Origin of the sequence: Streptomyces sp. NPDC059008 (assembly GCF_042749045.1) — a bacterium.
In the GTDB taxonomy this organism is placed as follows: Bacteria; Actinomycetota; Actinomycetes; order Streptomycetales; family Streptomycetaceae; genus Streptomyces.
This window is the reverse complement of the sequence record NZ_JBHYJC010000023.1, coordinates 1-12,068: the sequence shown is the minus strand read 5'-3', so window position 1 is coordinate 12,068 and position 12,068 is coordinate 1. Positions and strand designations below refer to the sequence as shown.

The 12,068-nt window shown below is 73.0% G+C and carries 9 protein-coding genes, 1 tRNA gene and 1 pseudogene; 6 read left to right on the top strand and 5 right to left on the bottom strand.

Going from position 1 to position 12,068, the window contains the following annotated elements:
* Positions 1 to 410 precede the first annotated feature (410 nt).
* The 3 genes and pseudogenes from ACFWZH_RS24955 to ACFWZH_RS24945 form a co-directional block, all read left to right on the top strand.
* Positions 411 to 720: pseudogene (locus ACFWZH_RS24955) on the top strand (GntR family transcriptional regulator); the annotation flags it as partial.
* 104 nt (positions 721 to 824) lie between these two features.
* Positions 825 to 894, top strand: a tRNA-OTHER gene (locus tag ACFWZH_RS24950).
* 249 nt (positions 895 to 1,143) lie between these two features.
* Positions 1,144 to 2,130 (top strand): DUF3048 domain-containing protein, encoded by a 987-nt coding sequence (locus tag ACFWZH_RS24945; protein WP_384435495.1) that lies wholly within the window; start codon positions 1,144 to 1,146, stop codon positions 2,128 to 2,130.
* Positions 2,131 to 2,163: 33 nt separating this feature from the next.
* On the opposite strand, the gene ACFWZH_RS24940 is transcribed toward ACFWZH_RS24945, so the two are convergent.
* Positions 2,164 to 3,123, bottom strand: coding sequence for an SGNH/GDSL hydrolase family protein (locus ACFWZH_RS24940; protein WP_384435248.1), 960 nt, complete (start codon positions 3,121 to 3,123; stop codon positions 2,164 to 2,166).
* Positions 3,124 to 3,303: 180 nt separating this feature from the next.
* Between ACFWZH_RS24940 and ACFWZH_RS24935 the strand changes: the two genes are divergently transcribed.
* Together ACFWZH_RS24935 and recQ are read left to right on the top strand one after the other, a co-directional pair.
* A complete protein-coding gene (locus ACFWZH_RS24935) occupies positions 3,304 to 4,503 on the top strand; it encodes a PucR family transcriptional regulator (RefSeq protein ID WP_384435245.1) in 1,200 nt (399 codons plus the stop codon).
* Between the two features lie 104 nt (positions 4,504 to 4,607).
* Positions 4,608 to 6,629 carry a DNA helicase RecQ gene (gene recQ, locus ACFWZH_RS24930; protein ID WP_384435242.1) on the top strand — a complete coding sequence of 674 codons (2,022 nt, stop codon included), beginning with the start codon at positions 4,608 to 4,610 and terminating at the stop codon, positions 6,627 to 6,629.
* Between the two features lie 23 nt (positions 6,630 to 6,652).
* Here the strand turns inward: recQ and ACFWZH_RS24925 are convergent, their stop codons facing one another.
* Positions 6,653 to 7,927 carry a sensor histidine kinase gene (locus ACFWZH_RS24925; RefSeq protein WP_384435239.1) on the bottom strand — a complete coding sequence of 425 codons (1,275 nt, stop codon included), beginning with the start codon at positions 7,925 to 7,927 and terminating at the stop codon, positions 6,653 to 6,655.
* Positions 7,924 to 8,631, bottom strand: coding sequence for a hypothetical protein (locus ACFWZH_RS24920; protein WP_384435237.1), 708 nt, complete (start codon positions 8,629 to 8,631; stop codon positions 7,924 to 7,926). Before ACFWZH_RS24920 ends, ACFWZH_RS24925 begins: the two co-directional genes overlap by 4 nt.
* Before the next feature lie 362 nt (positions 8,632 to 8,993).
* Between ACFWZH_RS24920 and ACFWZH_RS24915 the strand changes: the two genes are divergently transcribed.
* Positions 8,994 to 9,278, top strand: a complete 285-nt coding sequence (locus tag ACFWZH_RS24915; RefSeq protein WP_384435234.1) for a hypothetical protein — start codon at positions 8,994 to 8,996, stop codon at positions 9,276 to 9,278.
* A gap of 30 nt (positions 9,279 to 9,308) precedes the next feature.
* Here ACFWZH_RS24915 and ACFWZH_RS24910 read toward each other — a convergent pair whose 3' ends face one another.
* Both ACFWZH_RS24910 and ACFWZH_RS24905 read right to left on the bottom strand, forming a co-directional pair.
* The gene (locus tag ACFWZH_RS24910; protein ID WP_384435231.1) at positions 9,309 to 10,139 is read right to left on the bottom strand and encodes an isocitrate lyase/phosphoenolpyruvate mutase family protein; all 831 of its coding nucleotides are present in this window, start codon (positions 10,137 to 10,139) and stop codon (positions 9,309 to 9,311) included.
* A 278-nt stretch (positions 10,140 to 10,417) separates the two neighbouring features.
* Entirely contained in the window at positions 10,418 to 11,881 is a 1,464-nt protein-coding gene (locus tag ACFWZH_RS24905; RefSeq protein WP_384435492.1) for a glycosyltransferase family 39 protein, read from the bottom strand.
* Between the last annotated feature and the right edge of the window lie 187 nt (positions 11,882 to 12,068).

Sequence of the window (12,068 nt, the reverse complement as noted above, 5' to 3'; positions counted from 1 at the left end):
AGGATCGTCTTCTCGGCCTCCACATCGGCGGTGGTGACACAGTCCCCGGTGCCCTTGTCGATGTGGTTGAGCCGCTGGCCGTACATGTTGCGGACCACGTCCGCACCAGCCCGCTCCCCGGCTATCGCTGCGCGGAGGAACTCGTAAGCAATGTCAGCGGCTTCGGTGCACCTACAAACGCCCTCGCGGCGGTCCCGACCTAGACCGTCTTGGTCGAGGGCACGAAGGCGGTGCCGGTCGACCGTGGACTATCCGTGGACTCGTCCCGCCTGATCTGCCACGTGCAGGGCCGTGTCCTGCCGCATTGCCCAGGTCCCAAGGAGACTCCGGAGCCGCGTGCCCATAGCCGTCCAGTGGAGTTCACAGAGGCATGCACGCCTTCGCCACGGTCAGGAGTTCCGTTGGTGTAGCAGCCCGAAGGGTCCCCGTTCCGCGTGGACATGAAGGCCCTGGGCAGGCAAGGCGATTGGGAGAGCCGGACCGACGACAAAGTCCCGGCGCCGACAGAGATCGCGGCGTGGCTCGGAATCGCCGAAGGCGACCTCGACCTCTGCGTTCCGCCGAGGAGGCGTCGCTACTGGGCATCCAGAAGGGCACGCGCTCGTCACGCACATCCGGCGGACGTACTACTGCGACCAGGGGCGGCCCGCGGAGACGGCGGGCTTTGTGGTGCCCGCCGCTCACTGCGAGATCGCCTATGAGATCCCGATCAACCGGTAGCCGACGCACGCAGGACGACATCTGACATCCACGGCTGACATCAACGAGGCCGGGCGGCGGCGCACACCGGCACCACTGCCCGGCCGTCGCACCAGAGGACAGCGGCCACCGGAACGGGCTCGGATCGAACTCCTAAAGCGGGTGTCGCAGGTTCGAATCCTGCCGGGGGCACCAGTGAGAAGGCCCCGGACCGATCATGGTCCGGGGCCTTCGGAGTCCCGGCCCGGGGCGACCGCTGTCGGCTGACGGCCGGGGTGTGCTCCCGGTGTCCGGCCCAGGTGGCTCATGGGCTCGTGTCGGGTGTGTGGGAGTGGGTGCGTTTTCGGTCGGGGGTGTCATCCTGATGGGGTGTACCGAGTGAGCGTGCACCTTCGATTGCCCTTCGGGCTGCGGCTGTTCCGCCGGGGCGAGCGCCGCGGGCCGCTGTGGGGCGGGGTCCGGTCGGCGGCGGTGGCCGGGCTGGTCTCGTCGGTGGCGGCCCTGGTGGCGGTCGGGGTCTCGGGGTGTACGCGGGCCGGGTCCATGGAGGGGGCGGGTCCGGCGCGGCCCGGGGGGCGGGCGGTCTCACCGTTCACGGGGCTTTCGGCGCGGTCCGGGCCGGTGCTCGCGGTCAAGATCGACAACGTCGGTCCGGCGCGGCCGCACACCGGCCTCGGTGCGGCGGACCTCGTCTACGTCGAGCAGGTGGAGGCCGGGCAGACCCGGATACTCGCCGTTCTGTCGTCGCGGCTGCCCCCGAAGCTGGGGCCGGTGCGCAGTGCGCGCGCGTCGGACATCGAGCTGCTGGGGCAGTTCGGCAGGCCCGCGCTGGCGTACTCCGGGGCGCAGTCGAGGCTGAATCCGCTGATCACGGCCGCGCCGCTGTACGCGCTGCCGCCGGGAAGGGCGCCGGGCGCCTACTTCCGCGACGGCGGGCGGGCCGCGCCGCACAACCTCTACCTGCGGCCCGAACGGCTCCTGGCCCAGGCGCCGGAGGCGTCCGCGGCGGCGGACATCGGCTTCCGGTTCGGGCCGCCCCCGGCGGGCGGGCGGCGGGAGACGGGGTACACCGTGCGGTATCCGGCCGCCCGTTACGACTTCACCTGGTCGTCCGCCGGCAGGAAGTGGCTGGTGGCGATGGACGGCGTGGCGTCGCGCACCACCGACGGCGGCCGGCTCGCCGCCTCCACCGTGGTCGTCCAACGGGTGCAGGTCCGCGACTCGGAGTTCCGGGACCGGTGGGGCGCGGTGTCGCCGTTCACCCAGACCGTGGGCTCCGGCTCCGCCCTGGTCCTGCGCGACGGCAGGGCGTACGACGCCCGGTGGCACCGGAACTCGACACGGGACGGGACGGAGTTCACCACACCGTCCGGAGCGCCGCTGAACTTCGCCACCGGGCAGGTCTGGGTCGTGCTCACCGGCGACCGGTGAACACGCCCCGGACGGAGCCGGCGCTCGGCCGGATCAGCGGCCGAGCGCGTGCAACACCGCGTCGGCCATGGCGCGTTCGCCGGTGGCGTTGGGGTGCAGCGGCACGGCCGGCGACGTCGGGATCAGGCCCTCCACCCACTTGTCCGCCGAGCAGCTGTCATGGCCCTTGGTCGGGCCGAGCGTGTCGACGTACGTGGCGCCCGCGCCGGTGGCGGCCTTGGCGACCTTGTCGTTGAGCTCGCCGAGTACGGAGCGCAGGAACGTCAGGTCCCCGGTCGTGACGGGCATCTTGCCCAGGCACTTCGCCGGGTCGTCGGGCAGCACGGACGGGTAGCCGACGACCAGCACCCTGGCCTTCGGGGCCTTGGCGCGCATCGTCCCGAGGTCCTTGGCCAGCCGGGCGGTCGCGGAGTCCAGCCAGGTGCTGAGCGTGTCCTTGTACAGATCGCGGCAGGGCGCACCGAAGGGGTTGGTCAGGGTCACGGCCGAGCAGACGACCGCGACATCGCCGAAGCCGAAGTCGGAGCGGCCGAGGTTGTTGCCGGTGATGGTGAGCGTGATCAGGGAGGTGTCCGCGGTGACGGCGTCGAGCTGGGGGCCGTTGACCACGATCCCGGCGTCCTTCTGGGGCTCGGTGAGCGCGCTCACCTTCGCTCCGGCGCAGGTCTTGTCCACGTACGACGACGGGGCGAGCGCCGCGGCGACGAGATGGCCGTAGTTGTGGTCCGAGCGCATGCACAGGCCCGCGGACTGCGCCAGGACCCCGGCACCGGCGGCGTAGGAATCGCCGAGCGCCACATACTTGCCGGTCCCGGCGGTGTCCGCGGCATGGGCGGGCGAGACGCCGGTGGTGAGAGTGGCGGCGAGGAGCCCGGCGCCGGCCAGGGCGGATGACCACTTCTTGGCGCGTGCGGTGCTCTGTGGTGCGCGGGTGTTCGCAGTGCTGCGTGGTGTGTCGGTGTTCGCAGTGCTGGGTGTGACGGCTCTGGGCACAGTTCCCCCTGAGGAAGCAGCGAGACGGAAGCAGGTCCGATACCGGCCGGTAACGTCTCCGACATCGTTGCGGCCCTCAGCCGTACGAGCCATGTGCCGGCGCACAGCAACACCACCGTCCCCGTTGTCCCCGGGCACAACTCCGTTCATCTGCGTGCCGGTCTTTGTAATCTGCGGTTCATGCCCCGCGTACCTGTCCCGCCTGCCGAAATCACCCCCATAGCGGCCACGCTGCTGGGCCGCGCACCGGAACTGAGCGTGCGGATGGCCCGCCGTATCCGGGCCGAGGTGACGTACTACGGCAATGAGGAGCGTGTGCCGTTCGAGGAGCTGAGGGCCTCCTGTCTCAGCAACGCCGAGCTGGTCTTCCAGAGCCTCATCAGCGGCTGCGACACCTCCGACATGACCACCGCGCAGGACACCGGCCGCGAACGGGCCCGTCAGGGAGAGCCGTTGGCCGAGATGCTGCACGCCTACCGGGTCGGCTCCGAGTTCCTGTGGTCCGAGCTCGCCGACGAGGCCCGCTCCGCCGAGGGCGTCACCACCGACACGATCGTCTCCCTGGCCGCGTGGTGGGTGAACGAGGGCCTCGCGGCGGCGGCCAGCGACGCCTACCGCGAGGAGGCGTCCGAGCTGGTGCTCCAGCGGGAGCGCGAACGATCCGCCCTGGTCGAGGCGCTGTTCACCGGGGTGCTCAGCGATCGCACGACCCTGTGGGAGGCCGCGGACGCGCTCGGCCTGCCGACCGGCGGGCCGCATGTCGTCGTGGCGGCCGAGGTGCCCGCCCCGGGCCGGGAGGCGGTCCCCGGGATCGAGGCGCGCCTCCTGGCCGAGCAGCTGCGGTCGGCCTGGCGCCTGCTGCCCGACCTCCAGGTCGGTGTGATCGCCGTCCACCATCCGGGGGCCGAGGAGGTCGCGCTACGGGTGCTGGGGCGGTCCGCCGCCTCCCGGGTGGGCGTCAGTCCCGCGTACCGCGATCTGCGGGAGACCCCCAGGGCGCTGCGGCTGGCCCGGATGGCGCTGGCGGGCGGGCGCGGGCGGGCGGCGGGCATCGCGCGGTTCGACGACAGCCCGGCCGCCCTGCTCGTCGCCGCGGCCCCGGAGGAGGCCGGGCGGATCGCGCGGGCGGTCTTCGCGGGCGTACTGGAACTGCCGGTGGTCGAGCGGGACCGCCTGCTGCGGACCCTGGAGTGCTGGTTCGCCTCGGCCGGCTCGACCGCCGGCGCGGCGGAGCTGCTGTACTGCCACCGCAACACCGTGCGCTACCGGCTGCACCGGCTGGAGGAGCTGACCGGGCGCTCCCTGAAGGACCCCCGCGCGACCGCCGACCTCGCCGTGGCGCTGCACGCGCTGCCGCTGCTCTCCTTCGACCAGCCCTGAGGCGCCTTCGCGCGCCCACCGGACCGGTGCGGCCCGGCAGCGTCCATGACAGGAGTTGTCCACAGGCCCGGCGGCACGCCCGCGGAACCTCGTAGGCTTCTGGAATGGCTCTGGCGGACGTGGAAGTGGTCGTGGACATGGATGTGGAAGACGCTTCGGAGGCGAACGAGGCGGTGCAGGTGCTGCGCCGGGTGTTCGGGTATGAGGCGTTCCGCGGCAGCCAGCAGGAGATCATCGACCACGTCATAGGGGGCGGGGACGCCGTCGTCCTGATGCCGACCGGTGGCGGAAAATCGCTCTGCTATCAGATTCCGTCGCTGGTCAGGGGCGGTGTGGGGGTCGTGATCTCCCCGCTGATCGCCTTGATGCAGGACCAGGTCGACGCCTTGCGGGCGCTCGGCGTGCGGGCCGGGTTCCTCAATTCGACACAGGATCTGGAGGAGCGGCGGCTCGTCGAGGCCGAGTTCCTGGCCGGGGAGCTGGATCTGCTGTATCTGGCGCCGGAGCGGTTGCGGGTGGAGCAGACGCTGAGCCTGCTCGACCGGGGGAAGATCTCGCTGTTCGCGATCGACGAGGCGCACTGTGTCGCGCAGTGGGGCCACGACTTCCGGCCGGACTATCTGGCGCTGTCGATGCTGCACGAGCGCTGGCCCGAGGTGCCGCGGATCGCGCTGACCGCCACCGCGACCGAGGCCACCCATGCCGAGATCACCTCACGGCTGCGGATGGCGGACGCCCGGCACTTCGTGGCGAGCTTCGACCGGCCGAACATCCAGTACCGGATCGCGGCGAAGAGCGAGCCGAAGAAGCAGCTGCTGGAGCTGCTGCGGAGCGAGCATGCGGGCGATGCGGGGATCGTCTACTGCCTGTCGCGTGCCTCGGTGGAGAAGACCGCCCAGTTCCTGGTGGACAACGGCATCGACGCGGTGCCGTATCACGCCGGGCTCGACGCCCGTGTCCGCGCCGCGAACCAGGCCCGGTTCCTGCGGGAGGACGGGCTGGTCGTGGTGGCCACGATCGCGTTCGGGATGGGGATCGACAAGCCGGATGTGCGCTTCGTGGCGCATCTGGACCTGCCGAAGTCGGTGGAGGGCTACTACCAGGAGACCGGGCGCGCCGGGCGGGACGGCCAGCCGTCGACGGCCTGGCTGGCCTACGGGCTGCAGGACGTGGTGCAGCAGCGGAAGCTGATCGACGGATCGGAGGGGGACGAGGCGCACCGGCGCCGGCTGTCGGCCCACCTCGACGCGATGCTGGCGCTGTGCGAGGCGGTGGAGTGCCGTCGGGTGCGGCTGCTGGCCTACTTCGGTCAGCAGAGCACCGCCTGCGGCAACTGCGACACGTGCCTGGTCCCACCGCAGACCTGGGACGGCACGGTCCCCGCGCAGAAGCTGCTGTCGACGGTCGTCCGGCTGCAGCGGGAGCGGGGGCAGAAGTTCGGGGCGGGGCAGATTATCGACATCCTGATGGGGCGGAAGACCGCCAAGGTCATCCAGTTCGATCATGACGCGCTGAGCGTCTTCGGGATCGGGGCCGACCTCCGGGAAGCCGAATGGCGGGGTGTCGTACGGCAGTTGCTGGCACAGGGCCTGCTCGCCGTGGAGGGCGACTACGGCACGCTGGTGCTCACGGACACCAGCGGCGAGGTGCTGCGCAGTGAGCGCGAGGTGCTGATGCGCCGGGAGCCGGAGAAGGCCGCGCGGGCGGCCAAGGCCAAGGCGAAGGCCAAGCGGGCGCCGGTGGACCTGCCGCAGGAGGCGCTGCCGCTCTTCGAGGCGCTGCGCGGCTGGCGGGGCCGTACGGCCAAGGAGCAGGGCGTGCCCGCGTATGTGATCTTCCACGATGCGACGCTCAGGGAGATCGCCACCGTCCGGCCCACGACGGCCGCCGAGCTGGGCACGGTCAACGGGGTCGGCGAGAACAAGCTCGCGAAGTACGGCGAGCAGATCCTGGATGTGCTGGCGGGACGGGACGGCGAAGCAGCAGAAGAAGGAGAAGGAGGGCGGGCGGACTCCGCGGGGGGCGCGACGGTCGGCGCGCCGGCCCGGGGCGGCCCTGCGGCAACGGAACCGGAGCCGGAGGAGGACGAGGCGCTGCCGGAGCCGCCGGACGACATCGACTGGTAGGAGGGCCGGTGGGCGCCGGCAGGTCAGGGGGCGTCCGCGGCGCCCTGCGGTAGGCGCAGGACGGCACGGGCGCCGCCGTCGGGGGCGTTGGAGAACCGCAGGTCGATGCCCAGCACGGCGGCCTGCCCGACGGCGATGGTCAGGCCCAGGCCGTGGCCCTTGCCGCGCCCGGGTGCGTCGGTGCGGAAGCGCTGCGGCCCGTGGTGCAGCAGCTCGAGCGGGTAGCCCGGCCCGTGGTCGCGCACCTCGATGGTGGGAGGGCCACCGGGCGGGGCGTCGACGGTGACGACGACCGGCGGCCGGCCGTGCCGGTGTGCGTTGAGCACGAGGTTGGCGACGATGCGGTCGAGGCGGCGCCGGTCGGTGTCGACGACCGTGTCGGAGCCGATCCGCATCTCGGTGTCGAGGCCGGTGGCGCGTACCGAGCGTTCGACCAGCGCGCCCAGCTCGTACGCGGCCAGGTCGGCGTGCTCGGCGCCGGAGTCCAGCCGGGAGATCTCCAGCAGGTCCTCGGTGAGACGGTGCAGCGCCCGCAGCCGATCGTTGATCATCTCCTTGGGACGGCCCTCCGGGAGCAGCTCGGCCGAGGCGAGGATGCCCGTGAGGGGCGTCCTCAGTTCATGGGCGACATCGGCGGTGAAGCGCTGTTCGGCCCGTAGCCGGCTCTGCAGCGAACCGGCCACCGAGTCCAGGGCGGCCGCCACCGCCGCCACCTCGTCCTGCCCCGCGGGGCCGCCACCGGCCCCCCGACCTGGACCGCTGCCGACCCTGGCGTCCAGGTCGCCGGCGGTGATCCGGCGCGCCACCGCCGCCGTGGTGGTCAGCCGGCGGCTGATGCGGTGGGCGAGGAAGAGTCCGGCCAGGGCCACGGCCGTGGCGGCGAGCACGGCCGAGCCGAGGATGGCGGTGTCGAGGGTCTCCAGCGAGCTGCGGGTGGTGCCGTACGGCGACCAGACGGCCATCACCTGGCTGTCGGCCGGAGCCGCCGCCCACATGACGGGGCGGCCCCGATATGTGCCGACCATGCTGCCCCGGCGGCCGGAACGCACCAACTCCCGCAGCTCGTCCGGCAGTTCCGAGGGGTTGAGGACGGAGTTGATGCCCTCGCCCGAGGTGCCGTACTCGAAGGCGTCCAGGGCGGTGTCGAGGTTGGCGCGGGTCTCCTTGCGCAGCTGACCGACGGTCTGGCGGGCCACCGCGTTGTGCACCAGGACGCCGAGGGCCGCGGCGACCGCGCAGCTCACCGCCATCACGGTCAGCGCGATCTTCCAGCGGAGGGAGACCGCCGGCCGCCTCACGGGCTGCCGCCGCCGGTGGGCGCGGTCGGCCGCTTGCGGGGCTCGTCCAGGGTGAGGTCCCACAGGGACATCGAGTCTCCGTCCCAGACGACGTCGGTGACGGAGACATAGCGCGGGTCCTTGGTGGGCTCACGAATGGTGAGGTGGCCGGCCGCCAGCTCCACCCCGGCGAGCACCGCGGGCAGCGCCAGGACCCGGGTCACCACCCCGTGCCGGGCGCTGTAGACCCGCAGCTCGCTGTTGCGGGAGTCGAGGTCGATCACCGTGATCAGGTCCGGTCGGCCGTCGTGCGTGACGTCGTGGAACCGAGGGCTGCGCACGGTCTTCGGGGCGGGCGGACGCCGGCCCTCCGCGGTGAAGTCCGCGTCGAGGACGGCCAGTGCGTCCGCGTCCACCATGCTGCCGCTGGGGATGCGCGGTACCCCGCGTACGGGCTTGAGCGCCGCGGGGTTGTCGTCCCGGCCGAGCGGGGCCGGCGTGTACTGCGGCCACAGCGCGAGGGGCGCCCTGACGTCCCTGGCCCGCCCGTCGTTCCGCAGGCCCTCCAGGCCGGCACAGCCCCCGAGGAGGGGGAGCACGGCGAGCGCGGCAGGGACGGCACGTACGACACGCCGGCCCCGGCCGGTCAGCGGCGCGCGGGGGCGCCACCACCGCGGGTGGCACCGCGCGCCGCCGCACACGGCATCGCCACCGTCGCATGGCATCGCCACCGCCTCCCTGTACTCCGTACGCGCGCACCCACCCCACACGCGCGCAACACCGTGAACGGGAATCAACTGACCCTGCGGCACCAAGCTATCCAAGGTGGCCGGTGGGGGAATCTTCAGCGCGGCCATTCCGACGGCGCGGCGCCGCCGATGCGGCCGCGCGACGCGCGACGACGCCTTGGCGGCCTTTGCGGTCTTTGACCGGGCCGCACCGGACGCCCCGTCACAGGACCGATCCCAGAGATCCCGCTGACTGTTACACAACGTATGGATCGCCGTTAAGGACGCTCCGTAACGTGCTGTCTCGTTACCGCGCCCCTACGGCGGCCCGATCCGAGCCGCCCCGACGAGGAGTACCCATGCGGGCCCAGTGCCGCACCGTGATCCGTACCGCCACCGTCGCGACCGGCGCGCTGGCCGTCCTGCTGCTTCCCGCAGGCGCCGCCTCCGCCGCCGATTCCACCGTGCCCACGGAGAGCCGTACGTCGATCATGCTGCCCGACAACGGGCTGGCCGGACTGGCCGAGAAGGCCGGCCACCTGCCCAAGGCGGGGCTGCTGGGCGGTGTGGGCGCGCTGGGCGTGGCCGGTACCGTCGTCGCCGTACACCGGCGCCGCCACGGGGCCCGCAGCCCGCAGGCCTGAGCCGCCGGGACCGCGGCCGCCCGGCGGCCGCTACTCCCCCAGCAACCGCTGCACCTCCTCGTATCCCAGTAGCGCACCGCCCCCTCCCGCCACCTCCGGCAGCTCCCGTCCCGTACGGATGGCGTCCGCCGCCCCGAGGGTGGCCGACAGGGCCGTACGGAAGAGCAGCGAGCCGGTGCTGATGCGGCGCACACCGAGCTCCGCCAGTCGGCTGACGGTGTGCCGCCCGGGCGCGAAGAGGATGTTCAGCGGCGCGGGAACCTCGCTGACCAGCGCCGATACATCGTCGTCGGCAACGATGCCCGGCACGAAGATGCCGTCCGCCCCCGCCGCCAGATAGCTCTCGGCGCGCGCGAGCGTCACCGACAGCGGCGGCGGAGCGTCCACCAGCCAGTGGGTGTCGATCCGGACGTTGAGGAACAGCCCCGGCGCGCGCTCCTTCGCCGCGCTGATCAACTCGGCCTGACGGACCGGATCCTGCAGCCCCGCGCCACCGGGCAGCCCGTCCTCCAGATTGAGCCCCGCGGCCCCGGCCTCCGCCAACTCACCGGCGAGTTCGGCGACTTGCGCCGGATCGCCGCCGAATCCGCCCTCGATGTCGACGGTGTACGGACAGGCCAGCCGGCCGTTGAGGCGCAGCGCCAGGGCCAGGGTGGCATCCCGGACCTCGGCGAGGGCGCGCCCGTCCGGATAGCCGTGGGCCGCGGCGACCCCCAGGCTCGTCGTACCGATCGCCGCGAACCCGGCCCCGGCGAGCGCGACGGCCGAGGCGACATCCCAGGCGTTAGGCAGCAGCAGCGGCTGGTCGGCGTGGTGCAGCGCGTGGAAATGGAAGGTGGCGTACTCCGGGGAAGCACTCATACGGGCACCGTAGGCATGTCTTGCTTCGGTAGCCACCGAAGACTCGCGGCGGACAATCGAGTCATGACCACTCCGGCGTACAGCACCGAGCTCGCACGGCTGGCCGCGCTGCTCGCGGACGAGCTGGGCATCGGCCCCACCGCACGCGGTACGCCTCACCCACGGCGGGGCGACGGCGCTGAAGGACCTGCTGGGGATCGACGGGGTGGCGGCGGATCTCCTGTGACGGGCGGTCCGCCCCGGGGCCGGCCACGCCCCATGCGCAGAGGCCTCGCGCCTCAGCAGCCCCCCGCGCCCCCGTCGCCCGTGCCGCCCGTGCCGCCCGCCCGTGCGTAGAGCGCCATCCGGGCCCCCCGCACCTGCGTGACCTCGCACTCCACGAACGCCGAGCGCAGCGTGGCCCGCTTGGCGATCTCCTGGTCGCTGGTGTCCACCGGCTGCCCGGCCGGGTCCCCGGCGACCACGATGCGGCGGCTGGCCAGTATCCGCGCGCGGATCGCGTCGCCGGACAGCTCCGTCCCGTAGAGGGTGTGGGACGCCGAGGGGCTCCCGGCCAGGGCGAGGTCGGTCAGGCCGCGGAAGTCGTGCGGCCGGGTCGCCATCCAGACGCGGCGCCGGGACGGCATGAAGAGCAGGCCGTCGCCCGGCTCGGCGATCTCCCGTACGACCCGGGCGACCGCGCTGACGTCGTCGACCCGGCTGTCGGGGCTGCGCAGATGGACGTCGACGGGAAGCAGCGCGGCCGCGACCGCGGCCAGGGCCAGCGCCCGGCCGAGCCGTCGCGTCCGGGTCCGGCCCACCTCACCCGCCGGGCGGAGGAACCGGGCCAGCGCGGCGCCCGCGAGCAGCGCGAAGCCGACGACGTAGTAGAGGACATAGCGGTCGACGTAGGCCGGTTCGACGTGCGAGAGCAGGAGCAGCAGGAGGGTGGGCAGGAGGAGCAGCGGGATGCCCAGGGCGCGCAGGCCGATGGGGCCGCGGGAGCGCACCCGGACGCGGGCGCAGGCCAGGCCAAGGACCGCGAGCACGGCGAAGGTCAGCAGCTGCAGCGGGTCCGGCCACATGAGCCACCCGATCTGCGCGGACTGCCGGGTGCTGAGGACCGCGAGCGGGGCCAGGCCGGCGAGGACGGCGACGGCGGACAGGGCCCAGGCGCGCAGCACGCGACGCGGCAGGCGCGCCAGGATCACCGCGGCGCCGTGTGCGGGCAGCGCCAGACACGCGAACTCGTGCAGCAGGCAGGCGCACAGCATCAGCGCCGGGTACCCGAGCCACAGCCTGAGGCGCTGACGGGCGGCGCTTCGCACCAGCAGCTGCGTGGCCCAGACGACCAGGGCGCAGACCGTCGCGTAGGAGCGCCCTTCCTGCGCGTACCGCTGCACGACCGGGATCAGCGCGAAGGTGAGGCCCGCGAACAGACCCGCCCGCCGCCCGACCAGGTGCTGCCCCAGCAGGGCGACGCCCGCCGCGGCGAGGGTCATCGCGGCCACGGACGGCAGCCGCAGGCCGACCGCGGCACCGAGGACGTCGCCGAGGGTGGGGTCGTAGAGGCGGAACCAGCCGTGCATCAGCGCGTAGTACAGACCGTGCACGGCGTCGACGTGCTGCAGCGTGCGGCACAGGTCGACCAGGCCGCGGTGTGCCATGTCGTAGGTGACCGCCTCGTCCCGCCAGACGGCGTCCTGCCGGCGGATGCCCCACGCCCCCAGGAGCAGCATCAGCCCGGAGGGCACCAGGACCACCGCGCCCTGGGCGAGCCGCGTGCGGCGGGTGGTCGTCGCGGGCGGGCACGCCGCCGGCGCCTGCGGCTGCTGTGACGCCGCTTGCTGTGCCTGCGCTACGTCGATGACGGGCTCCGGTGACGGAGGGGGCCGGGGGGAACGGAGCAGAAGCGCAGGATGCCGGGGTTCCGGGCCGGCGGGCGTGGAT